Source organism: Cupriavidus sp. KK10 (assembly GCF_018223725.1).
Lineage (GTDB): Bacteria > Pseudomonadota > Gammaproteobacteria > Burkholderiales > Burkholderiaceae > Cupriavidus > Cupriavidus necator.
Genome location: NZ_CP073678.1, coordinates 1389720 through 1412967 on the forward strand (window position 1 = coordinate 1389720; position 23248 = coordinate 1412967).

The following is a 23248-nucleotide window of genomic DNA, read 5'->3' on the forward strand; positions in this document are numbered from 1 at the left end:
ACCCCAATAATCGTCTCGGAGTGACGCAAATGCAGGTTTCAAGAAGGCTTGGCCTCGGGCTGTCGTCGCTGGCGATTGCCGTTGCGGCGGCCGGTTGCGCCACTCGCGCCGCGCCGGCTGGCGCTGGCGTGCAGATTATGGAGCAGCACGGCGTCTCCTACGTATCGGGTGGGGACGATGAGGCGGGCCTGCAAAGCATGTTGACCGTCGCCGCGCGTTTCAATGTACGGCTGACGATGGTGGATGCCGGGCGCGGCAAACCGCTGGGCGGTGCCACGGTGGTCGTGGCCAGCCAGGCTGGCCGCCCCGTGCTGCACACTACCGCCAGCGGACCTCTGTTCTACATGCGACTCAAGCCGGGTGCCTATCGGCTCGCGGTGGGCTACCAGGGACGGGACCAGATGCGCGACATCGTCGTCGCTGGCGAGCCGCTCGACATGACGTTCCGGCTGCCGGTCAATACGCTCGAGGACGACTGGCTGCTCTGCGGCACGACACCCTGTCCGCGTCGCTGAACCCGACGCCTGGACCGGGTCGCCGCGGGCAGGACACCGCGCGGGTTCGCGGCGGGTCAGAGCGGACCGGACCGCGAAAGGGCGACGGAGCCGGAAGAAGCGCTCAGGTCTCGTTCGGGGACAACCAGGCGGGCCGCCCGGCGTGGGCAGGCCTGGAATCCGCCAAGCGCAACGCCTGCACGAAGTCATCGATCTCGGCGGCGGCATCGCCGCTCAGCACGTCACGCTCGAGCAGCACGAGTGCCGGCGCGGGTGTTTTGCCCGTGAGCTTGGCTATCTCCGCCTCTGCCTGGAAGCCCCCGCGCGCTGCCATGACACAGATTGCAGACACGCGCGCGGCCAGCGGCGGCTTGGCGACACTGGCGGCGAGGAGGCTGCGCATCGGGGCCGCCAGCCTGCCCATCCATACCGGTGCCAGGACCACGACGTGCTCGCAGCGATCGAGGGCCGGGCCGGCGTAGCGGTACTCGACTTGGCGGTGAAAGAGGATATCGATAACGCACCGGAGGTCGCCAAGGATCCCGGCGCGGCTTTTGACGTCGGCGACCTCGGCCAGTGGCCATCCCGACCGCGCGGCAACGGCCTCGGCGACCTGGCGTACGGTGCCGGTCCGGGAGTAATAAACAATCACGGCTTGGGTCATCACGGGCTCCGGTCAGATGGCAGCGGACGTCGCTGTTTCTGCAGCGTAGGCCTTGCGTGGCGGCCGCCATTGATGCGCATCAACTGGGACATACGGCCTCGCGCCACGGCGGTTGGAGCGCCGTGCCGCGGCTTTGACACATATCAACAGCAGTTGCGCCGGTTGCCCTACGCTGGATTAAGCTAGTCCAGACCCGAGCCACCACAGGCTCCCATCGCCGGAGAATCCGCTATGTACCAGCGCATCCTTGTCGCCATGGACGGCGGCGCCGCTTCGGAACTTGCCCTGGAACAGGCCATGATCATTGCGCTCGCCGCCAGCGCGGAAGTGGAGGTGGTCCATGTGGTCGATGACCGCAGCCCATTCCTGGATGTCAGCAATCTGGATCCGGTGAGATTGATAGAGGACCTCACGACGGCGGGCGAAAGCGTCCTCGCCGCCGCCGCCAGCAGGCTTGCCGCGGCGGGCATTCGCCACGTAACGCGGCTGCTCGGCAAGCCGATGGCGGAGGACGACGTTGCTACCACGATCGCGGCCGAAGCCAATGGCTGGGGCGCCGATCTGGTTGTGATGGGTACGCACGGCCGACGGGGAGTGCGGCGACTCGTCATGGGCAGCGTCGCGCGGAGCGTGATTACCCTAGCCGTCGCGCCCGTCCTGCTGGTCCGCGCCGAGGAGGCGTAGGCAGGCGAACAGACTTTGGAGGGCGTTACGCCAGACAGCTATGCATAAGATCGACTTTGCCGGCGAGATGCCGGATTACTGCCCGACAGGTCCCAGCCTGCAGTGCACCGCGAAGGTGGACGGGTCGCCCGCGACCTATGAAATCACTGCCGAGGCGCTTGAGGATCATTTCGGCGCACGCTCGTACCGCAGTGAAGATTTGCTGCCGGCATTCATCAGCAACCGCCAGGACATTGAACGCGTCGCGGGAGCCCTGTTCGAGATGACGGGTGCGCGGCACATCGTGCTGCACAGCGGCCATTTTCGCTTCGCGGTGTGAAGCGCACGTCGTGGCCGGCGGCAGCCGCCCTGGGGCGGTGCGCGCCCCACAGGGAGCTACCCATGAAGAATCGCTTGCAGTCATGCACCCCGACAATACCGCCAGGATGGCGCAGGCTTGCCGCCTGCGCGTTGGTGCCGCTATGCGCAGCGTGTACCGCCGTACCGGACCCGCTGCGGCCGCCGAAGCCACGCACGATCGCGCTGGCGTCAGGCGACCTGGGGCAACCCGTACCTGGTGTTCCGGGCAATGGCCTCTCATGCTCGGTTGGCCGCGCCGCTCAGTCGTAGCGCAAGTCAATGCCGAAGCCGCCGACCAGTTCGCAATCGACGACTCCCGCTGCGTAGGCGAAGAACCACTCTTCAGCCTGTTGCACGCTACCCCGCAGGGCGCGCCAATCTGGCGTAAAGCGAACGCCGATGCTTCTGTCCGGGGCTGTGAAAAGGACGCCGCCGCTGGGCTTGCCTGGCGCGGTGGCGTCGGGGACGAACAGCACGATATGGAATCCCTTGTACGACCGCTTCGTTTCATGCATGTGAGTCTCCTGCGAGGTTTGCCACCGGGGCGCATTCCAAACGCACCGGCGCTCGCTCTATGGGAATCATAGTGGCGCGAACCAGAGCGGTAGTGGTGCCACCGGTACCGACTGTGGCGCGGACAGGAAGGCGGCTTGATGCACGACAAATCCTGGGCCAAGTGGCGACATAGGCTTAAGCAAGCCCCGTTCGGGGCTGCCTGATGGAGACAATCCATGGAATACGCAACGATCCTGGTTCATCTCGATTCCAGCCGCCGTGTGTACGACCGGCTGAACCTCGCCACCCAGTTGGCGCTGGAGTTCCAATCCACGCTGGTCGGCCTGCTTGCAGTCGGCAAGCCCGATCCCACCGCCGTGCGCTACCTGGTGGACGGTGACCGCTATCTCGCCTCTTACGACGAATGGCAGCATCAGGTCGGCGAGCGGGCCCGCCATGCCCTGATGGGCGCGACGGACGAGGTCGCCGTCACTACGGAATGGCGTGCGCCGGACTGGGCCACGGCGGCGACGGTCCAGGCAGAGGCACATCGGGCGGATCTTGTCATCCTTGGACAGCACGATCCCACTGATGATGCCGCCTACGCCGAGCGTGGCTTTGTTGAATCCATCGTGCTGCAATGCGGGCGGCCGGTGCTGGTGGTGCCGTATGCAGGCCGGTTCCCGCACGTTGGAAAGAACATCATGGTGGCGTGGAACGGCAGCCGCGAGTCGGCGCGGGCCATCCGCGATGCGCTCCCGCTTCTGCAGCGCGCAGACACCGTGGAAGTGGTCTCGTGGACGCCCTCAGGCGTTCTGAAAGGGCCATGGGTGTCGCCGCCTCAGTATGCGGTGGACTGGCTGGCTCGGCATGGCGTGGCAGTGCAGCTGTGCACTTTTGCGGCGGGGGGCGGCGATGACACCGGCCAGATGTTGCTCTCACACGCCGCGGACCGAAATGCTGACCTGATCGTCATGGGGGCCTACGGCCACAGTCGGGTGCACGAGCTGGTCCTTGGCGGTGTTACCCGCACGCTGCTCGAGTCGATGACAGTGCCGGTACTGATGTCGCACTGATTTTGCCATAGTGCCTCGGCGATGCGATGAAAGGAGGTGCGGTGCGGCGGCTGCGACAGAGCGGGATGCCGAGGGAGGTCGGCCGATTACCTATCAACACTGATAGCGGGGTCGCTTGATGAGATACGATGAATAATGGCAGCCGAACACTCCGCCAGCTTGCGCAGGGTTTCTGGAACGAGTTCCTTAGGCGTCGACCGGTATTTCCCGTGTCAGACGGCATGTTTCCGTTCGAGCCGGCTATCCGTAAGCGGTACATCGAGGTCCAAGGTAGAACTTATGCTGTCTGGCAGGCTCGCGCGATTAGGGCTGGCTTTTCTGCCGAGGATTTTTTCCACGCGAGCATTTGCGTACGGGCGGCGATGCACTGATTGCCGCCCGCGCTGGTGGGTGCGCAGTTCTCGTGCCCTAGGCGTTCAGGTTCCGTCTTCCCGACATACCTTTCGGCCCATTGAGAGTTGACTAGAATCTGTCCGCCGGCATGTCTTTCACCGGTAGTTTGCCTTTTCCCAATGTGTAAGGCACAGCGCTGCGAACAAGCCCCTTTCTAGGGTTCCAGAACGTAGGCACCAGGAGCGTCCGCGAGCCCCTGGGCCGGCGCCTGTCGCGTGCAGGATCCGGTCGAGTGGGCCACTAGCCAGTCATGCCACGCCGGCCACCAGGAACCGTCGCGGTACACAGCCACGCTGAGGAACTGCTCCGGGCTCAGGTAGGGCGCGGCGCGCATTCGCGTATGCACATGGTAGCGCCGGCCCGGGTGGCCCGGCTCCGACACGATACCTGCGTTGTGGCCGCCCGAAGTCAGCAAGAAGGTCAGTTCGGCCCGGGTCAGCAAGTGGAGCTTGTACACGGATCGCCAGGGCGAGACGTGGTCGTGTTCGGTGCCTACCACGAAGAGCGGGAGGTCGAGGTCCGACAGGGCGACAGGCTGTCCGCCAACGCATAGCTTGCCGGTGGCCAGCTCGTTGCCCAGGAACAGCTTGTGCAGGCATTCCGAATGCAGGCGGTAAGGCAGTCGCGTGGTGTCGCGGTTCCAAGAGACCAGATCGTTGGCGCGCAAACGTTGGCCGAGCAGGTACTCGCTCATTACGCGCGACCAGATCAGGTCCTGGGCGTTCAGCATCTGAAAGGCAGACTTCATCTGCGGCCCGTTCAGATATCCCTGACTCCACATGAGGGCGTCGAGCGTGGCGAGCGAGCTCTTGTCGATGAACAGGCCCAGTTCGCCCGGATCATGGAAATCGGTTTCGGCCGCAAAGAGCGTCATGCTGGCCAGTGGCCCGCCGGCCGCGTCGCGGGCCAGCATGGCGGCACCCGTGGCAAGCAGGGTGCCGCCCAGGCAATACCCGGCGGCGTGGATGTGCGCGCCGTCGCAGCGCGCGTGCACGGTGTCGAGCGCAGTCAGAAGCCCGGCCTCCAGGTAGGTGTCAAGCCCGAAGTCGCGGGCCGAGGCGTCCGGGTCCTTCCATGAGATCATGAACACGGTATGGCCGCTCTCGACCAGGTAGCGCACCAGCGAATTCTCGGGCTTCAGGTCGAGGATGTAATACCGCATGATCCAGGACGGCACGATCAGGACCGGCTCGCGCCAAACCGTATCGGTGCCGGGTGCGGGCGCATACTCGATCAGTTCGATCAACGCGTTGCGGAACACCACCTTGCCAGGCGTGCACGCCACGTCGCGCCCGGGTAGAAATTCCAGCGCGGGGCGCCCCGCAGGCAGTCCAGGCACCTTTGACAGCAGCTCACTGGCGTCCTGCAGCCAGTGATGGGCGCCTTGCAGGAAGTTGGCGCCGAAGGTGCTCGAGGCGGTCCTGGCAATCGTCGGACTCATCCACCAAACATTACCGGGTGCGAGCAGGTCAAGCCATTGCCGGGCACAGAAGGCGACGATGTGCTGGTGATGGCGCGACAGGCCGTCGATATCCTGCGTCAGCGACTCCCAGAAGGCCTCGTTGCGCATGAACGCATCGCGCCAGCAACGATAAGGCCAGTCCTGCCAGCCGGCATCGGCAAAGCGCTGATCGCTGACGTCAACGGACGGGGGCTCGGCCGCGGTCGGCGACAGCCGTGGCGAATCTTCGATGCTGTGTTGCAGCCACACTTGCCAGGCCTGCACGATCTTTGCCGGGGAGATGCCGAGCTGCAGCGCCCAGTCGAGCCCGGCCAGGCTTGCCGAGATCACCGACAGGCCCCCGGTGGCGCGGGCCAGGCCGGCGCGGATCTGCTTGTCCAACCAGACTTGCGCCGGTATGGCGGGCTGCGGCGCGCATTCCGGCATGGCCGACAGGCTGGGCGGTGACGTCCTGTCGTCGATCCTCATTGCAGGTGTTGCCCGCCGTTGATGGCAAAATTCGCGCCAGTGACGAAGGCCCCGTCGTCGCTGCACAGGTAAGAGATCAGCGCCGCGACCTCGGCCGGCTTGCCTAGCCGGCCGACCGGGATGGTCGGCAACACGTCCCGCTCGAGGATCTCGGCGGGCATGTCCGTCACCATGTGCGTATCCAGGTAGCCCGGCGAAACGGTGTTGACGGTGATGCCTTTGCGCGCGAGTTCCAGCGCCAGCGCCTTGGTGAAGCCATGTACCCCCGCCTTGGCGGCGGCATAGTTGGTCTGGCCAAAGGCGCCCCGCGAGGCATTGACCGACGAGATATTGACGATGCGGCCCCAACCACGCGCCACCATCGGCTCAACCAGCGGCCGCGTCATATGAAAGAGCGAGTCGAGGTCCGTGCGCAGCACGAAGTCCCAGTCAGCCTTATCCATCTTGCGCAGGGTCCGGTCGCGCGTGACCCCGGCATTGTTGATCAGAATATCGACGTCGCCGAGCTCGCTGCGCACTTGCGACACGCAGTGCTGGCAGGACGCGAAGTCCGTCACGTCGACCGGGAACGCCGTGAATTCGCGGCCGGCGGAGCGTTGTGCGCCAAGCCACTGGGTCACGTGGTCATTGTGTACGGAGTGCGTCACCACGACGCGCACGCCGTCAGCCAGCAGCCGCACGGCAATTGCTTCGCCGAGGCCGCCCATGCCTCCCGTTACCAGGGCAATGCGTTGTCCGGCCATCTCGTCAGCTCCGTGACGCGCCGGCGGGGCGCGCCGGGGCCTTCGCGCCTGGGGTAGGGACGGCCATCAGGCGGCCGACGTTGTCGAACATCTCGCGCGCCGATTCCGCAAAGGGCGAGTAGCCGCCTCCCTCCACCATGACCTTCTGCTGATAGTCGTGCCAGGCTTCGGTCGACTCGCGCAGGTGCTCCATGAAGGCCGAGGCCATTTCTATGTAAAGGCTGCCAAAGTCGCGTGCATGTGCGGCGTTGCGCTCGACCTGCGCGGCCAGAATCTGAGCGGGCAGGCCATTGAAGGCGTTCCAGTCGGGCGCATCGTTGACGCGGGCGAGCGCCTGCCGGGTGCCTTTGATGTCCTCGTCCAGGGCCTTGAGGCGGAGCCTGAGCAGCATCTGGCGCGATTCTTCCCAGCGCAGCCATATGCGCAGGGCGGACTGCTCGGCGCAGCGCGCGAGTTCGAAGGCGGGATCGGTCTGGTCTGGCATGGAGGAACTCCTATAGTCAAGCGGCTGGCCTGCCCCGGGGCGCGCAGGTCTGGATAAGTCTAGGAGGGCAACCTTGGAGGGGCTTGACGTATCGCAAGGAGTGCGCAATGCGTCGGGCGGCGCGGCATGGCCAAGCCGCGCCTGCGTTCGTCAGAGCGCAGGGGTCGCATGGCCGGCGGCCTGCGCATTGTGGCCGGACACCCGGAGAGGCAAGGCTGATCAGGAGCCGGGACCGAGCTGTTCTGCTACACGCCGCGAGCAAACGGGCTTTCCTTTGATCCATCCCAAATGGCAGGGCCGGCTTGCCGCCTACGGTAATCCCAGGGGGGCGTTGCCGACCCCATCGATCTGGAGCACGACGTGACACATCCCATCGTTTTATCCGAAGCCGGCGTGGAATACCTGAAGCTGCCGCCACCGCAGACCGAAGGTGGCATGCCGCTGCTGACGGCGCTGCTGCAGCGCCGCTCGACCCGACACTTTGCCCCGCGGAACCTGGATGACACGCTGCTGTCGTCCCTGCTGTGGGCGGCTTTCGGCGTCAACCGCCCGAGCACCGGCCTGCGCACCGCGCCCTCGACCCGCAACTGGCAGGAAATCGACCTGTACGCGGCGCTGCGCGACGGACTGTACGTGCTTGAACCGGCGGACTGGCGCCTTCGGCTGGTCATCGGCGAAGACCTGCGCGCGGCGACCGGCCTGCAGGACTATGTTGCCGAGGCGCCATTGAACCTCGTCTACGTGAGCCGGCTCTCCAGGCTCGACGAGACCGACAAGCCGCTGCGCCAGTTCTATACCGCGCTGGATACGGGATATATCAGCCAGAACGTCTACCTCTTCTGCGCCGCGTCCGGCCTGGCCACGGTGGCGCGTGGCCTGCTGGACCGCCGCGCGCTGGCCGCCGCCATGCGGCTGGAGCCCGACCAGCGCGTGATCCTGGCCCAGAGCGTGGGCTATCCGGCGTAAGCCGCCACCCAGGCAGCCAAAGGAGGGGACCATGCCATTCATTGACAGGGCCGATGCGGCCGCACAACTGGCGCGTGCGCTTTCCGGCCACGCAGGAAAACGGCCGCTGGTGCTGGCCGTTCCCCGCGGTGCAGTGCCGATGGGCGCCATCATTGCCGATGCGCTCGGCGCGGACCTTGACGTCGTGCTCGTGCGCAAACTCGGCGCACCGGGCAACCCGGAGTTCGCCATCGGCGCCGTAGACGAGAGCGGCTGGACCTATCTCACACCCTATGCCGCCGCGGCAGGCGCCGACAGCGAATACATCGACCGCGAGCGCGCGGCCCAGCTTGCGACGCTGCGGCGGCGCCGCGCCGCCTACACGCCGGGCCGGGAACCGGTCCGCGCCACCGGTCGACAGGTCATCATTGTGGACGACGGCCTGGCGACCGGGGCCTCGATGATCGCCGCGCTGCACGCCATCCGCGAGCAGAAGCCCGCGCGGCTCGTCTGCGCGGTGCCGGTGGCGCCGCCGCGGACGCTGGAACTGTTGCAGCCCTATGCCGACGAGGTGGTGTGCCTGGAGACGCCGGCCGGCTTCCGGGCAGTGGGGGAGTTCTACCGCGACTTCTCGCAGGTCGAGGATGCGGAGGTCGTGGCTTGCCTGAAAGGGCGGTAAAGACACGCACACGCGAGGAGGCACCCATGAAGGGCGACAGGCAGCTGCAGCAAGACGTGACCGAGGCGCTGATCTGGGATCCGGCGGTCCATGGCAACGAGATCGGGGTCCAGGTCCAGGACGGCGTCGTCACGCTGACGGGGCACCTTGGAACCTTTGCCGAGAAGTACTCGGCAGAAGCGGCGGTCAGGCGCATTCCCGGGGTGCGGGCGCTGGCCGTGGAACTGGACGTCCACCTGCCCGACGATGCGCGCCGCACCGATGCCGACATTGCCCGGGCCGCGGCCAACGTGCTGTCCTGGAATTCGATGGTGCCGGCCGACCGTATCCGGATCCTGGTCGAACACGGCGTGGTGACCCTTAGCGGCGATGTCGACTGGTACTACCAGCGCACCGGCGCCGAGCACGCCGTGGCCGGACTGTTCGGCGTGGTCGGGGTCACCAATGCGCTCGCCATCCGGCCTCGTGCCGACAAGCAGGACGTGGCGGCACGGATCCAGGCGGCCATCGCGCGCCAGGCTGCCAGCGACGCCGACCAGGTAACCGTGACGGTGAGGGATAGCGCGGTGACGCTGACCGGCACTCTGCGCACGCTGGCCGAGCGCGAGGCGGCATTCGAAGCGGCCTGGTCTGCACCGGGTGTCAGCGCGGTCGTCAACCAGATCGAAGTCAGGCCCGGCTAGCTCAGGCATTCGCCCTTGCCGCACTACCGGGGCGCCGCTGTCGGGCTGGCCTGCGCGGTCAGCGCATCGGCAGCGCGCGCCAGGTCCTGCAGGGTAGTGCTGACGGTGACCGGATAGGGTGCCGACGGCTCCAGCGCTTGCAGGGCGGCGGGCAGCGCGGCGAGTTGCTGTGCGGCATAGGCCCGGCTGGTGAGCAGCGGCACCTCTGGCGCCACACGCCGGCCACGCGCCATGCTAGGCTGCATCAGCGGCAGCCCGTCACAGGCATCACCCTCGATTGTCAGCGTATCGTCGAGCATGGTGCCGTCGGCGCCGTAACGACGGTAGGACTGCTTGCGGCCAGGCCAGGTGGCCTTGCCTTCCGAGCGCTTGCGCCGCGGCAGGCCTGCATACTCGGTCAGCTTGTACGCGCAGTCTAGATACGGGGCGTCGGCCGAGGTGTTCATGCGCGTGCCGACCCCGAAACCGTCGATGGGCGCGCCCGCTGCGACCAGGTCGCGGACGCGATACTCATCCAGGTTGCCGCTGGCAAAGATGCCGATCGACTGCAGGCCGGCGCCGTCGAGGATGGCGCGCACCCGGCGCGCATGCTCGCCGAGGTCGCCGCTGTCGATGCGCACCGCTTTGACGGCGATCCCACTGGCGCGCAGCATCGCGGCCAGTACTGCCACCTTCTGCGCGGCGGTCTCGGTGTCGTAGGTGTCGATCAGCAGCGTGGCATTTTCCGGCTGTGAGCGCGCGAACGACGCGAAGGCCTCGCCCTCGTCCAAGTGCGCCTGCACATAGGAATGCGCCATGGTGCCGTAGGACGGGATGGCGAAGCGCACGCCGGCCAGCAGTGTCGCGGTGCCAGTGAACCCCGCCAGATAGCTGGCGCGGGCCGACAGCAAGCCGGCTTCGGCGCCGTGCGCGCGGCGCAGGCCAAAGTCGACCAGCATGCGCCCCGCCCCCGCCAGCACCACGCGCGCCGCCTTGCTGGCCACGATGGTCTCGTAGTGCAGCAGGTTCATGACCCGGCTTTCGACCAGCTGGGCCTGCTGGATTGGCGCGGTGATGCGCAGGATGGGCTCGTCTGGGAAGAACACCGTGCCCTCCGGCATGGCCTGGACATCCCCGCTGAAGCGGAAGGGCATGAGCGATTGCAGGAATGCCGGGCTGAAATGCCCGGTCGACGCCAGCTGGTCAACGTCGTCCTCGCTGAAGCGCAGCCGTTCCAGGTAGGCGAGCACCTGTTCCAGCCCTGCCGCCAGCAGGAAGTTCCTGCCCGGCGGCAGTTTTCGGACGAAGAACTCGAAGCTGGCGATAGCGTTCATGCCGCTGTCGAAGTACGCCTGCATCATGGTGAACTCGTACAGGTCGGTCAGCAGCGGGCTTTCGCAATCGAGGGTAGTCATGGCGGGTCACGCAGGCAGCGTTGCTCAGTAGTCTTCGCCGAACATCGACGACCCCGGGCGCGTGCCGGCATCGCCCTGGCCGGCGGGGCTGCGCTGAATCGCGATCATGCAGTCCGTCGTCAGCAGCAGGGAGGCGATCGACACGGCATTTTGCAGGGCGGTGCGCACCACCTTGACGGGGTCGATCACGCCGAGTTCGATCATGTCGCCATAGCGCTCGGTGCCGGCGTCGTAGCCGAGCGTGCCCGAACCGGCGCTCACTTGGTGCACCACCGCGTCGGCATCTGCACCGGCGTTGGCGGCGATCTGCCGCATCGGCGCAGCCAGTGCCGCGTGGACGATGTGGCCGCCGGCGGCCTGCTCGGCGTTCGGCGCCTGCCAGGCTTCGAGGGCGGCGCGGGCGCGCAGCAGCGCCACGCCGCCGCCGGCGACGATGCCTTCGTCCACCGCGGCACGGGTGGCGTGCAAAGCATCCTGGAAGCGGTTCTTGCGCTCGTGCAGCGCGCTCTCCGTGGCCGCACCCACCTTGATCACGGCCACGCCGCCGGCCAGCCGGGCCAGGCGCCGCTGCAGCGCCTCACGCTCATAGTCCGAGCGCACCTCGTCCAGGCGCAGGCGCAGGGCGGCAATGCGCTCGGCCACACGCGGGCGTTCGTCACCGGAGCCGATCAGGGTGGTGGTGTCCTTGTTGACCTCCACGCGGCGGGCTTCGCCAAGCTGTTCCAGCGTCACGTGCTCGAGCGAGATGCCTGCCTGCGGTGAGACCACGGTGGCGCCGGTCAGCGCGGCCAGGTCGCCCAGCTGCTCGGTACGCGAGTCGCCGAAACCCGGCGACTTGACCGCGCAGCTCTTCAGCGCGCCGCGCAGGTTGTTCACCACGAGCGTGGCCAGCGCCTCGCCCTCCACATCGTTGGCGATGACCAGCAAGGGCCGGCCAGCGTGGCTCACGGCCTCCAGGACCGGCAGCAGCTGCGCGATGGCGGCAATGTTCGCGTCGCACAGCAGCACCAGAGGCGATTCCAGCACGACGGCACGGCTCTCGTTGGTCGCGAACAAGGGCGAGAGGTAGCCGCGATCGATCAGCGCGCCGTCGGCGATGTCGAGTGCGTCGTCCAGCTTGGAGCCATCCTCCACGCTGATCGCGCCATCCTTGCCGACCCGCTCGACAGCCTGAGCCACCAGCGTGCCGACGGACTGGTCGCCGCTGGCCGAGATCGTGGCGATCTGGCGCATCTCGTCGGTACTATCGCAGGGCCGGGCGCATTCCAGCAAGGCGCTAGCGACCAGCTTGCCGGCGGCCTCGATGCCGCGCTTGAGTTGCATGGGGTCGTGGCCGGCTTCGACGTATTTCACGCCTTCAGCCACGATCGCGTGGGCCAGCGTAGTCGCGGTCGTGGTGCCGTCGCCGGCGATCTCGCTGGTGCGCACCGCGGCCTCGCAGAGCAGGCGGGCGCCCATGTCGGCGAAGGGATTGGCCAGCGTCACCGACTTCGCCACGACCACGCCGGAATTGGCGACCAGCGGCACCATGTCGGGCCGCTCCACGATCACGTTGCGGCCGCCCGGGCCCAGCGTCACCTTGACCGCGTGGGCCAGTTGTTCCACGCCGCTCAGCATCATGCGGCGCGCGCCCTGGTGGAAGATAAGTGTTCTGGCAGGCATGATGATCTCCGCATTAGTGGGGCTCGCACGCTTTACGGTAGTTGCCATCCCGGCCTGCGCGTTGACGCAACGCAAGCCCCGCGGTGGTGCCCGGCGCCTGTGGCAGGCGCGCTTCAGTCCGGCCGGCCGCTGCCCAGCGCGGGCACGGGATGCCCGGGCTGCAGCGGCTCCAGCGCGGTGGTTTCGTCCAGGTGAAAGAGGGCGTCGAACTGGCCGGCGATCGAGGCATCGAAATAGTGGCTGGCACGCTCCATGCGGGGCAGGTAGAGCACGCCGATGGCGCGTTCCAGCATGACCTCGAAGAGCGGGTGGCTGGCCTGCGGTCCAAGCGGCAGGAAGAAGCGGTCGAGCCCGGTGCTGTGGAACAGTGCCTCCCAGCTGTCGTGCAGTGCCGGCACCACAGCTTTATGTTCGGGGTCGCCGTCCCATTCGGAGGCCGCGCAGACATGGCCGGTGTAGGTGGTAAAGCCGACCAGCAGCGCCTGCGCGCCGGCCTGCTGGCGCACCAGCTGCCCCAGGTTCCACTCGCCGCGCAGCTGTGATTCCGTGGCACGCGCATCGCCCAGGTGGGAGTTGTGGGCCCAGACCACGATGCGCCCGCTGCCGCCGCGACGCAACCGGTAGGTGGCCAGCGAAGACAGCGTTTGCGCCATGTGCGCGTCGCGTAGATTCCAGGTGCTGACGCGGCGGCCGAACATCTCACGATAGTAGGCTTCCGCATTGACGACCACCGTCGCGTTGCGCTCGGCAAAGTAGTGCGAATCCATGGCCGCCAGGCCGTTGCGGGAAATATAGGCGGCCTCGTCGTTGCGCAGCTGCAGCAGCTGGCGGATGGCGCCGTCGCGCGCCGGCGCACGCAGCCCGGTGGCGGCCTGGTAGCCGTAGGCAGCCGGGTCACGCACATGGTCGAGCGCGGCATAGTGCTGCCGGGCAGTCTCGGCCTGCACCGGGTCGGCGCGCTGAAGGTAGCGGATCACGGCCTCGGCCGAGCGGTACAGGCTGTAGAGGTCGAGCCCATAGACACCGACCCGCCGTTCCGGCGGCAGGCCGGCATTGTGGCCGCGCAGCCATTCGATGAACGTCAGGAATTCCCGGTTGCGCCACATCCAGGACGGGAAGCGTTCGAAATCGCTTAGGGCCTGCTCGGCGCTGTCGTCGCCCTCGCCTTGCACGTAGCGGTTGACACGCCAGGCGTCGGGCCAGTCCCCTTCGATGGCGACGGCATCGAAGCCCTGGCCACGGACCAGCGCCTGCGTGATCTGCGCCCGCATCCGGTAGAACTCGGCCGTGCCGTGCGTGGCTTCGCCAAGCAAAACAAAGTCCTTGCCGTGGGCCATGTCGAGCAGCGGATCGTAGTCGGAGGCATTGCCTTGCAGGCGCTGTGCAGCCTCTCGGACTGCCAGGAAGGGGGTAAGCGGAGATGCCATGGGGTACTCCTCGGGTGGCTACTGCATGACGGGTTCGTCTTGCGGCGCTGTCGCGCCCGCCTGCATCAGGGCGTCGAGCGCGGCCCGGTCGACCACTTCTTTCTCAAGCAGCAGTTGCGCCAGCCGGTAGAGGCGGGCGCGCTGCCCGAGCAAGGTCTGGCGTGCCCGCTCGGCGGCCTGGTCCAGCGTGAGCCGGATCTCCTCGTCGATGGCCTGCGCGGTGCGCTCGCTGTACTCGCGTTCCGGCCGCGACAGGGCGGCCGCGGAGGGCAGCAGGGTGCTGCGTGCGCGCTCGTAGCACGGCACGAGCGATTCGCTCATGCCGAACTGGGTGATCATCTGTCGCGCCATGTCGGTGGCACGTTCCAGGTCGTTTTGCGCGCCGGTGGAGACGTCGCCGAAGACAATCTGTCCCGCCGCGCGCCCGCCCAGTAGCACATCCAGCCGGTCCAGCAGCTCGCTGCGGCGTAGCAGGTAGCGGTCTTCGGTCGGGGTCTGCTGCGTAAAGCCGAGCGCCGCAACGCCGCGCGGAATGATGGAGATGCGCGAGTCCCGGTCCGCGAGCCGACAGCATTTGGCGACCAGCGAATGTCCGGCTTCGTGGTGGGCAATTGTCTGCTTTTCCAGCGGGATCATGATCCGGTTGCGTTTTTCCAGCCCGCCAACGATGCGGTCGAGGGCCAGGTTGAAGTCTGCGTTGTCGACCGCCGGCTTGTTGTGGCGGGCGGCCAGCACGGCGGCCTCGTTGACCAGGTTGGCGAGGTCGGCGCCGGCAAAGCCCGGCGTGCGCGCGGCCAGTTCTCGGAGATTGACTTCCGGGGCCAGCTTGACATGACGCACGTGCACACCAAGGATCTGCTCGCGCCCTTTCAGGTCGGGGCGGTCCAGCACGATATGGCGGTCAAAGCGGCCGGGCCGCAGCAGCGCGGCGTCGAGGATTTCCGGGCGGTTGGTGGCGGCCATGATGATCACGCCCTTGTTGGTGTCGAAGCCGCCCATCTGCACCAGCAACTGGTTGAGCGTCTGTTCGCGCTCATCCTGGCCGCCGGCCATGTTGAGGGTACGGGTCTTGCCCAGCGCGTCCAGTTCGTCGATGAAGATGATGCACGCGCCTTCTGTTCGGCCTGCGCGAACAGGTCGCGCACGCGCGCCGCGCCCACGCCGACGAACATTTCCACGAACTCGGCACCGCTCATGCTGAAGAACGGCACCCCGGCCTCGCCGGTGACGGCGCGTGCCAGCAGCGTCTTGCCGGTGCCCGGGGCGCCCAGCAGCAGCACCCCCTTGGGAATCTTGCCGCCCAAGCGCCGGTAGCGCTCCGGGTTCTTGAGAAAGTCCACCACCACCTCCATCAACTCCACCTTGGCTTCGTCGATGCCGGCGACGTCGGCGAAGGTCACCCCAGTCTCCCGCTGAAGATAGCCCCGGGCCTTACTCTTGCCGATCTCCATCAGCCCCCCCGCGGCATTCCCAGCTTCGTAGACACCGGTGTCCCATGCCATCGTTTGGATCCTTGTGAGGGTTGTGCTCGGTTCCACGATAGTGGCGGGTCGGGGCTGGCCTTTGATCGGTATCAACGGACACCGTCACAACGCGATGTCGGCCTTGCAGAAGCCTGCCGTCGGCGGCGAACGGCGCCTTGATGTGCCGCAACCCTCTCGCCGCACGGTCGTCCAGAATTCAGGGGATGCCAACCCGCGCAGGAGGAACGACGTGACGGCCCTATCTCAACACATCGCCGTGGCGGCCGGAAAGGGTGCCCGCCGGCATGGCCGCGCTACGCCAGGGCCGGCCGGCAAGACTACGGGTACCAACGACGCCATCGTCGCGATCTTCAATGAAATCGCTGATCTGCTGGATATCTCGGGCGCCAATCCATTCCGGATTCGCGCCTACCGCAATGTGGTCCGCACTGTCAGCGGATTGTCCGAAGACGCAGGCGCCATGCTGGCGCGGGGCGTCGACCTGACCGCGCTGCCGGGCATTGGCGACGACTTGGCCGGGAAGATTCGCGAGATCGTGGAAAGCGGCAATTGCACCGTGCTGACACAACTGCGCGAGGCCGTGCCCGGCCAGGCGGCGGCCTTGCTGAGGCTGCCCGGCTTGGGGCCGCGCCGCGTGCAGGTGCTGCAGCGTGAGCTGCATGTTGCCACGCTGGACGACTTGGCCAGAGCTGCGCGCGAGCACCGGATCAGCGTGCTGTCGGGATTCGGGGCGCGCAGCGAGCAGCGCTTGCTGGAGGCGATCCAGGCACACCTGGATCGGAACCGCCGCTTTAATCTGGAAGTGGCGACGCATGCGGCCGAGCAGCTCCTGGCTTACCTGCGCCGCGAGACCACGACTCAGTCGCTGGACGTTGCGGGCAGTTATCGGCGCGGCAAAGACACCGTGGGCGACCTGGACATCGTGGCGGCTTCGGCCTCACCGAAAGATGTGATCCGCACCTTCGTCGCGTATCCAATGACGCAGCGGGTGATCTCGGCCGGCACGACCCGTGCCAGCACCGTGTTGGCGAACGGTATACAGGTGGACCTCAGGGTGGTGCCGGCGGTGAGCTTCGGTGCCGCGCTGGTCTACCTGACGGGCTCGAAAGCGCACAATGTCGCGAAGGCCAGCGGAGTGCTGGTGAGCATCAACTCGGATGCCCATCGCGCGCGCGACTTCCAGACCCTGTCCTTCGGCCTGGCCCGGGCGCGGCGCGGATGGCTGCAGGCCGCCGACGTGCTCAACGCCCGCCCGTTGCCGGTATTGCGCAGCCTGCTGCGGCGGACCATGTAGCCGGCAACCTCCGCAGATGTCTGGCCGTTGTTTGATCCAGCCCAAGTCGATTGCCGCCCAGGCGCATAGCGTTAACGGTGTGGGCTACCTCGGGCTCTACCGGTCTCAGGGCGCTGAATGGTGTAGGGACGCCGCTGCAACCGACCGTCAACCGGCGTGCATGTCAATGACTAAAGAGGCATCAAGATGAAAGTCCGCGCACAGTCAATGAAGGTCCGGCCGGTCCGCTGGAACCCGTTCCCCGTCGAGCACGTGCCCGACCGCTACAAGCAGCCGGCGGCTGCCCCGGCGCTGGCGAGTTGCCCGAATCCTTCGAGGCGGCGCATCGGGCCGAGATTCTGGCCGGTACGGCACCGCGAAGTCCAGTTGCGGGCACAGCATCCGATGGAGCGCGTGATGGCGATTGAGTCGGGAGAACAGGGCACGGTGATCACCGCGACCGGGCTGCACCTGGCACGAGACATCGGCAACGCCATCCACCATGCATACCGGGGAACGCTCACGATCGATTACGGCAACGCCGAGACCGAACTGCACGTGCATTGGCACGGGGCGGTAGCGAGGTCACCGGGACGGACGGGAAGGGGAGGCCTCATGGAACACATTACCACCGAACAGGTGCGAATCCATATTGGCGATATCGAACTGCCGGGAGACCTTGCCCTGCCGGAAGCGGCATCCGGCCTGGTCCTGTTTGCACATGGCAGCGGCAGTTCGCGCCACAGTGTGCGCAACCGCGAGGTCGCCTCGACGCTGAACCGGATGGGCCTGGGCACGCTGCTGTTTGACCTGCTGACGACCGACGAGGACGTCGGGATGGCGAAGCGGTTCGACATCGCCCTGCTAAGTGAGCGGCTCAAGGCTGCCACGGTATCTGTGGCGCACCTGGCGCTCGAGCGCCACCTGCGGTTCGGCTACTTCGGCGCGAGCATGGGAGCTGCCGCAGCCATCCGCGCCGCTGCGGAGTCGCCCCCGCACATGCGGATCGACGCGGTGGTATCGCGCGGCGGCCGCGTCGACCTGGCCGGCCATGAGGCGCTGTGCCGATTGCAGGCGCCGACGCTGATGATCGTGGGGGAAGCGGATCCAGAGCTGCTGAAACTCAACGCGCGCGCCATGGCTTGGATGTCATGCGAGAAGCGGCTGGGGGTGATTCCTGGCGCCACGCACCTGTTCAAGGAGCCAGACGCGCTGGACCAGGTCGGCGAGCTCGCCGGCGAGTGGTTCTGCCAGCATTTTGCAGCGATGGCGCAACACGCGCCGCCTGGGCGAGTCGTCTAGCCAGTCGTTTGCGACGACAGGATTTCCATGGTGCCGTGCGACGCACGGCGAAGACGCGTTGAAAAGGAGAATGACATGAACGATATCCGCACCGAACTCTCGATGCACAAGGAGGCGCTGACCCGTGATGCCAACACGCTGCTGGCAGACGTGCAGGCATTGTTGCGGGATGTTGCCGACGAAGCCGGCGTTGAGTCAACCCAGGCGCGCACGGAGCTGGCTGCGCGCCTGCGCGTACTGCAAGGACGCCTTGACGCGCAGCGCCAAGCGGCGCGGGCACGGGTCTCGCAATGGGCCGATACCACGGACCGCTACGTGCACGCGCACCCGTGGGAAAGCATGGGCTCGGTCGCCGCGGTTGCGGCCGTGGCCGGCGCCCTGGTCGCACTGGCCGTTGCCCGCCGCTAGCGGGTGCGCGGCATGTCTGGATGCCAGCCAGCAAGGACTCCCGCATGCTCCCGATCTTGATTGCCATGCCCGGCAATGAACAGCAGGCGGGGGCCATCGCTGCCTGCCTGCCGGGGCTGCCAGGCGAGGCCGAGGTTCGCCGCTTTCCCGACGGCGAGTCCTACGTCAGGCTGCTGCAGCCGGCGGCCGGCCGCGAGGTCGTGATCGTGTGCACGCTGGACCGTCCGGATGCCAAGCTGGTGCCACTGCTGTGGCTCGCCGCCGCCGCCAGGGAAGGCGGTGCCGTGCGGGTCGGACTGGTGGCACCATACCTGGCGTACATGCGCCAGGACAAGATCTTCCGCACAGGCGAGATCGTGTCGGCACGCCATTTTGCGGCGCTGCTCGGCGATAGCTTCGACTGGCTCGTTACCGTGGACCCGCACCTCCATCGAATCGGCTGCCTGGGTGAGATCTTCGCCAGGCCGGCGATTGCCGTGCATGCCGCTCCGGCCATTGCGTCATGGATCGGCCAGGCGGTGCGCGCGCCGCTGCTGGTCGGCCCGGACGAGGAGAGCCAGCAGTGGGTGGACGACATCGCGAGCCGTTGCGGTGCGGACAGCATTGTCCTGGCCAAGCAGCGCTTCGGCGACCACGAGGTCAGTATCGACGCATGCGGCCTGCCTGCGCCCGCGGGCCGTACGCCGGTACTGGTCGACGACATGGTCTCCACCGCGCGCACCATGCTGGCGTCGGCGCGGCTGCTGCGCGAACACGGCTACCCGGCGCCGGTCTGCGTCGGCGTCCACGCGCTGTTCGCGGAGGCAGCCTACGCCGACCTGCAAGCGGTCGCGGCCGACATTGTCACGTGCGACACCGTTGCGCACCCATCCAACCGCATTCCCGTGGCAGAGCGCCTGGCAGCTGGCATCCGGCAGGCACTGCAGGCGCCAGCGGGTTCAGGAGACCCATTATGAGCAAGCTCACAGCGCAGGAAACCGTCTCGCTGGCGGCGCAGCTTGACGCGGACGAGGCGCGCATCCATGCCGCCGTTGGTTCCGCCGACACGCCAATGACACCATTGGCGCAGCGTGAGGCGCAGGACGAGGGCGACCTTGCCGACGAAGAAATCATGCGGCGGCAGGACGATGCGATGCTGGACCACTATCGCATGCAACTGGCCGACATCGCCGCCGCGCGGACGCGGATGCAGCACGGTCAGTACGGTATCTGCATCGATTGTCAGCAGCCGATCCCGTTCTCGCGCCTGCAAGCATATCCGACCGCGAAGCGCTGTACCGCATGTCAGCGCCGGCACGAGCAGCTTTATGCGTGACCGTTGGAGGATAACGGGCAGGCCGCTGAGGGCGGCTGAGCGCCTGGCGGGCTGCCACCGCGGAAACGACGGTCGCCCCCCGGCAGCGCGGCCGGGAGGCTGGCGCAGACGGGCTAGCGCAGGTCGTACTCGCGCATCATCTCGGTCGTGACTGCCTTGACCGTGGCCAGGCATGCGGGCGGGACTGCGGGGAAGGCGTCGATGGTCCAGTTGCAGCCGCCGTTGGCAGCTGCGTCGACACGCTGCGGCAACGGGATGTCGCAGTCGCGGCAGGTGTCGCCGAGGTCGGCGTTTTCCTGCAGGCGCCGCAGAATTTCATTGCGGATCTGTTCCGCAGTGCCGAGGTTCTTGATCATGTCGGTGTCTCCTGTTCTGGTAGTGGCGATCCGGCCATCTCTAGACCGGCGCGCTGCCGCGCGGGGCCGGGTGCCCGATGGTCTGGGACAGGATCGGTTCCTCGTCCTCATTTAGCGACATATGCTCGGCTAGCAGGCGCCGGTTGAGCCAGCCGCGCACTACCGCGCCCAGCGGTAGACGTTCTGGACCATGGCGCCTGCTGCGGCGGCAGCGAAGGTCTCACGCAGCTTCGGGGGCACGTCCTGCATCCGGCCATGGTTGGCGACGTAGACCAGGTCCAGGGGCGCCATGCCGACGAAGTCCTGATAACCGGTCATGCTGCGCACGTCTGCCGCGCGCTTCAGCGCGAGGCAATGGTGGATCGGGTCGTAGCGGTAGAGGCCGGCGGGCAACGCCGCGTAGACGTCGATCACCGCCTCGCCGTGCGGCGAAGGGGCTGTGCGGCCGCCGCCCTGGGAGCGGTTGACGCCCGCCGCGGCCCACAGGAGCTCGCTCAGCTGCTGCAGCGGCAGCGGCTGCTCATCGAACTCGCGGGTGCTCATGCGCTGCCACAGCGCGCCCATCAGCGGCAGGCCATTGGTGCGGTCCGGCTGTGGCAGGGCGATGACCCGCTCGCTCGTGCCGGTGGCGGGGCGTGGCAGCAGGTCCTTGATGGGCTGGTAGGGGATGCGCTTCAGTTCGTCCATGGGATGCTCACATTTGTTGCAAAGAGCGGCGCCAGCGCTCTGCGCATGGAACCAGTATGGACGAATGTAGGCGCTGCCCCCGGCCATGGGTTGCGCTCCGTCAAGCAGCGTCGATGAGGCGTTCCTGGGTGTGAAAGCAAGCGATGCTGGCGCTGCTTTAGATTTAGATGGCGGCCGGGCTCTGGGGTCAGCCGCAGCCGGGCGTAGCGCGGCCCATGAAGCTGCCTGGCGAGGCGACGCAGGCACGCTCGGCTGCGGTCAATGGCTCCTGGATGCATATCTGCCACGCCAGCACGCCGTCGTCGGCATCCGACAGATCCCGGCCCGCTCGGGCACGAGCGGCGATGCGGGCGCGCAGCGTCTCAGGGCTGGCTTCGCAGGTGACGATGGCGAAGGGCACGCCAAGGCGGAGGGCCTGGGCCGCAAAGCGCTCGCGCTCGGCGCGGGCCAGGAAGGTGGCGTCGGCAATCATCGGGAACCCGGCGCGGCAGCCGAGCCGGCAGACGGCGAGCAGGCGTCGGTAGGTCCGCGCCGTTTCGCTGGCGGCATACCAGCCCCCCGCCGGTGCCATGCCGCCGTGCAGGCGCTTGCGTACCGCGTCCGAGCGCACACGTACCATTGCCCCGGCCTCGCTCATCTGCGCTGCCGCCGTGGACTTGCCGCTGCCGGACAGCCCATGCATCACCACCATCGGCCCGCGACGGCGGGTGAGGCACCGCCATGCCAGCGCCAGCAGCCTGCCTGCCTCGGCCTGCGCCGGCGCCATGGACGCGCCCGCGGCGTGCTGCTGGCAGGCGTGCTCCAGCAGCACGCGCGCGCGCACCAGGGCCCGCATTGCGAGATAGAAGGGCAACACGGCCAGCGCGCCGTAGTCTCCCGATTGCTCCAGGTAGCCGTTGAGCAGCCGGTAGGCCAGCGCCGGTCGGCCATGGTGCAGCAGGTCCATGACGGGGAAGGCTAGGTCGCTGATGGTGTCGGTCCAGCGCAGCGCGGCGTCGAACTCCAGGCAGTCGAATGGCGTCGGCACGCCGTTCAGCAGCACGATGTTGCCCAGATGCAAGTCTCCATGGCACTCGCGCACATGGCCATTGCGCAGGCGCGCCCAGAACGCCCCCGTTAGCCGGGTGGCCTCGCTGCGCGCCCGCAGGGCTACGCGGCTGGCCAGGTGCGAGGCCTGTGTCAGCCGCCCGATGCCACCCAGGCACTCTGCAAGGGTCACATCGATGCGGGCCGGCGTGCCAAAGCCATCGGCCGGCGCTGCGGGCGGCTGCGCCTGGTGAAAGGCCGCAATGCTGCGCGCCAGCGCATCGATATGGCCCGGCTCCAGCCGGCCCGAAGCGGTCCGTGCGCTGAGCAGGTCTTGCTGGTCGAAGCGCTGCATGCGCACCGCATGCTCGATCGGCATGCCGCTGCCGCCGATGCGCACCGAGCCGGGCGTGGGGCCCGCCATGACCGGCACCACATCCAGGTACAGGGCGGGCGCGAACCGGCGGTTCAGGCGCAACTCGGTCTCACAGTCGTCGCGGCGTGCCTGCGCCGTGGAGAAGTCGACAAAGTCGAACCGCACCGGCTTGCGCAGCTTGTAGGCAAAGTCCCCGGCCAGGAAGACACGGGAGATATGCGTCTCGATGACCTGTACTGCCGGCGCCGGGTGGGGGTAGGCGTCCGGTTGTTGCAAGGCGGCCGTCAATGCCGCGTCGTCCCATTGACTCTCCATGTCCCTTGCCGACGGCTCCCTTCCGCTGTTGTGACTGTCAACCTCAACTGCTGCCTCGGCACGCAGACTCTGCCTGCCAACTCGCCCCCGCGGCGCCCTATGCCGTCACGCGTGCGGCCAGATCCTGGCCCAGGATGCCCGCCGCACTACAAAGTACGCCCACGATAGCCAGCAGCGCGCGCCACGGGTGGCTCAGCAGCGCCTCCACTTGCTCGCTGCGGCTCTCGCCAGACAGGCACCACGTGCAGAAATGTTCGCAGTTGTTGGTAAGCAGGCGGTAATCGTCCTCTCCAAGCCGCGCAGTCGCGCGCCGTACGATCTCCGCCTCGACGTACCTCGCTTGCGTCGCCGGCTCGACGCGAAAGCCGTAGCCGCCGGAAAAGCCGGCGAGTGTGGTCTTTTCGACCGGGCCGCAACGCAGGAAGCCTTTGAATCCGACATAATGCACCACCTCGCCGTTGCCGGCATAAATGCCATGGTGGACATAGCCACGACGGTCCGTCGTCAGATGCGCGCCAAGGGGAATGTCCGCGGCGATTGCCGCAAGGCGCTGTGCGTGTCCGATTTGGTGATCGCCGCTCATCGCTTTCCCCTTGTTGCCTTTGTTGCGCTGG

23 protein-coding genes and 2 pseudogenes are annotated in these 23248 nt (G+C 67.3%); 12 read left to right on the plus strand and 13 right to left on the minus strand.

Going from position 1 to position 23248, the window contains the following annotated elements:
• The first annotated feature begins 29 nt into the window (after positions 1–29).
• Positions 30–515 (plus strand): carboxypeptidase-like regulatory domain-containing protein, encoded by a 486-nt coding sequence (locus tag KB879_RS37845; RefSeq protein WP_153954490.1) that lies wholly within the window; start codon positions 30–32, stop codon positions 513–515.
• 103 nt (positions 516–618) lie between these two features.
• Here the strand turns inward: KB879_RS37845 and KB879_RS37850 are convergent, their stop codons facing one another.
• Positions 619–1158 (minus strand): flavodoxin family protein, encoded by a 540-nt coding sequence (locus tag KB879_RS37850; RefSeq protein WP_211982992.1) that lies wholly within the window; start codon positions 1156–1158, stop codon positions 619–621.
• 231 nt (positions 1159–1389) lie between these two features.
• Between KB879_RS37850 and KB879_RS37855 the strand changes: the two genes are divergently transcribed.
• Both KB879_RS37855 and KB879_RS37860 read left to right on the plus strand, forming a co-directional pair.
• Positions 1390–1842 carry a universal stress protein gene (locus tag KB879_RS37855; RefSeq protein ID WP_153954492.1) on the plus strand — a complete coding sequence of 151 codons (453 nt, stop codon included), beginning with the start codon at positions 1390–1392 and terminating at the stop codon, positions 1840–1842.
• Positions 1843–1882: 40 nt separating this feature from the next.
• A complete protein-coding gene (locus tag KB879_RS37860) occupies positions 1883–2161 on the plus strand; it encodes a DUF1488 domain-containing protein (RefSeq protein WP_153954493.1) in 279 nt (92 codons plus the stop codon).
• 280 nt (positions 2162–2441) lie between these two features.
• Here the strand turns inward: KB879_RS37860 and KB879_RS37865 are convergent, their stop codons facing one another.
• The gene (locus KB879_RS37865; RefSeq protein WP_211982994.1) at positions 2442–2696 is read right to left on the minus strand and encodes a hypothetical protein; all 255 of its coding nucleotides are present in this window, start codon (positions 2694–2696) and stop codon (positions 2442–2444) included.
• Between the two features lie 216 nt (positions 2697–2912).
• Between KB879_RS37865 and KB879_RS37870 the strand changes: the two genes are divergently transcribed.
• The gene (locus tag KB879_RS37870; protein WP_153954495.1) at positions 2913–3752 is read left to right on the plus strand and encodes a universal stress protein; all 840 of its coding nucleotides are present in this window, start codon (positions 2913–2915) and stop codon (positions 3750–3752) included.
• Between the two features lie 547 nt (positions 3753–4299).
• Here the strand turns inward: KB879_RS37870 and KB879_RS37875 are convergent.
• Genes KB879_RS37875 through KB879_RS37885 form a run of 3 tightly spaced genes read right to left on the minus strand, consistent with a single transcriptional unit; the run spans position 4300 to position 7302 of the window.
• Positions 4300–6075, minus strand: a complete 1776-nt coding sequence (locus KB879_RS37875) for an alpha/beta hydrolase (RefSeq protein WP_211982996.1) — start codon at positions 6073–6075, stop codon at positions 4300–4302.
• A complete protein-coding gene (gene phbB / locus KB879_RS37880; protein WP_211982999.1) occupies positions 6072–6818 on the minus strand; it encodes an acetoacetyl-CoA reductase in 747 nt (248 codons plus the stop codon). The genes KB879_RS37875 and phbB overlap by 4 nt, the downstream gene beginning before the upstream one ends.
• A 4-nt stretch (positions 6819–6822) precedes the next feature.
• The gene (locus tag KB879_RS37885) at positions 6823–7302 is read right to left on the minus strand and encodes a hypothetical protein (RefSeq protein WP_211983001.1); all 480 of its coding nucleotides are present in this window, start codon (positions 7300–7302) and stop codon (positions 6823–6825) included.
• 360 nt (positions 7303–7662) lie between these two features.
• Between KB879_RS37885 and KB879_RS37890 the strand changes: the two genes are divergently transcribed.
• From KB879_RS37890 to KB879_RS37900, 3 genes are read left to right on the plus strand one after another with little or no spacing between them, the layout of a single operon-like run.
• Positions 7663–8268 carry a nitroreductase family protein gene (locus tag KB879_RS37890; RefSeq protein WP_211983003.1) on the plus strand — a complete coding sequence of 202 codons (606 nt, stop codon included), beginning with the start codon at positions 7663–7665 and terminating at the stop codon, positions 8266–8268.
• A gap of 31 nt (positions 8269–8299) precedes the next feature.
• Entirely contained in the window at positions 8300–8926 is a 627-nt protein-coding gene (locus tag KB879_RS37895; protein ID WP_211983005.1) for a phosphoribosyltransferase, read from the plus strand.
• 26 nt (positions 8927–8952) lie between these two features.
• Complete coding sequence (locus tag KB879_RS37900; protein ID WP_153954501.1) at positions 8953–9609, plus strand: BON domain-containing protein; 657 nt, start codon at positions 8953–8955, stop codon at positions 9607–9609.
• 23 nt (positions 9610–9632) lie between these two features.
• On the opposite strand, the gene KB879_RS37905 is transcribed toward KB879_RS37900, so the two are convergent.
• The 4 genes and pseudogenes from KB879_RS37905 to ftsH form a co-directional block, all read right to left on the minus strand.
• Positions 9633–11003: a nicotinate phosphoribosyltransferase gene (locus KB879_RS37905; protein WP_211983007.1), complete on the minus strand. Its 1371-nt coding sequence runs from the start codon at positions 11001–11003 to the stop codon at positions 9633–9635.
• Between the two features lie 24 nt (positions 11004–11027).
• Entirely contained in the window at positions 11028–12665 is a 1638-nt protein-coding gene (groL, locus tag KB879_RS37910) for a chaperonin GroEL (RefSeq protein ID WP_211983009.1), read from the minus strand.
• A 113-nt stretch (positions 12666–12778) separates the two neighbouring features.
• Positions 12779–14092, minus strand: a complete 1314-nt coding sequence (locus KB879_RS37915) for an erythromycin esterase family protein (protein WP_211983011.1) — start codon at positions 14090–14092, stop codon at positions 12779–12781.
• A gap of 18 nt (positions 14093–14110) precedes the next feature.
• A pseudogene (gene ftsH / locus KB879_RS37920) lies at positions 14111–15564 on the minus strand (ATP-dependent zinc metalloprotease FtsH); the annotation flags it as partial.
• Positions 15565–15580: 16 nt separating this feature from the next.
• Between ftsH and KB879_RS37925 the strand changes: the two are divergent.
• From KB879_RS37925 to KB879_RS37945, 5 genes are all read left to right on the plus strand, one after another.
• Entirely contained in the window at positions 15581–16870 is a 1290-nt protein-coding gene (locus KB879_RS37925) for a helix-hairpin-helix domain-containing protein (protein WP_249221421.1), read from the plus strand.
• A gap of 207 nt (positions 16871–17077) precedes the next feature.
• The gene (locus tag KB879_RS40000) at positions 17078–18151 is read left to right on the plus strand and encodes a hypothetical protein (protein ID WP_249221422.1); all 1074 of its coding nucleotides are present in this window, start codon (positions 17078–17080) and stop codon (positions 18149–18151) included.
• Positions 18152–18226: 75 nt separating this feature from the next.
• A complete protein-coding gene (locus KB879_RS37935; RefSeq protein ID WP_153954506.1) occupies positions 18227–18559 on the plus strand; it encodes a YqjD family protein in 333 nt (110 codons plus the stop codon).
• 44 nt (positions 18560–18603) lie between these two features.
• Positions 18604–19515 (plus strand): ribose-phosphate pyrophosphokinase, encoded by a 912-nt coding sequence (locus KB879_RS37940; protein ID WP_211983013.1) that lies wholly within the window; start codon positions 18604–18606, stop codon positions 19513–19515.
• A complete protein-coding gene (locus KB879_RS37945) occupies positions 19512–19874 on the plus strand; it encodes a TraR/DksA C4-type zinc finger protein (RefSeq protein WP_153954508.1) in 363 nt (120 codons plus the stop codon). The genes KB879_RS37940 and KB879_RS37945 overlap by 4 nt, the downstream gene beginning before the upstream one ends.
• A 113-nt stretch (positions 19875–19987) precedes the next feature.
• On the opposite strand, the gene KB879_RS37950 is transcribed toward KB879_RS37945, so the two are convergent.
• The 4 genes and pseudogenes from KB879_RS37950 to KB879_RS37965 all read right to left on the minus strand — a co-directional run bounded on the left by KB879_RS37950 (position 19988) and on the right by KB879_RS37965 (position 23217).
• Positions 19988–20230, minus strand: coding sequence for a hypothetical protein (locus tag KB879_RS37950; RefSeq protein ID WP_153954509.1), 243 nt, complete (start codon positions 20228–20230; stop codon positions 19988–19990).
• Positions 20231–20270: 40 nt separating this feature from the next.
• Positions 20271–20917: pseudogene (locus KB879_RS37955) on the minus strand (nitroreductase family protein).
• Positions 20918–21104: 187 nt separating this feature from the next.
• A complete protein-coding gene (locus KB879_RS37960) occupies positions 21105–22634 on the minus strand; it encodes a bifunctional aminoglycoside phosphotransferase/ATP-binding protein (RefSeq protein ID WP_211983015.1) in 1530 nt (509 codons plus the stop codon).
• Positions 22635–22731: 97 nt separating this feature from the next.
• Positions 22732–23217 (minus strand): lecithin retinol acyltransferase family protein, encoded by a 486-nt coding sequence (locus KB879_RS37965; protein WP_211983017.1) that lies wholly within the window; start codon positions 23215–23217, stop codon positions 22732–22734.
• Between the last annotated feature and the right edge of the window lie 31 nt (positions 23218–23248).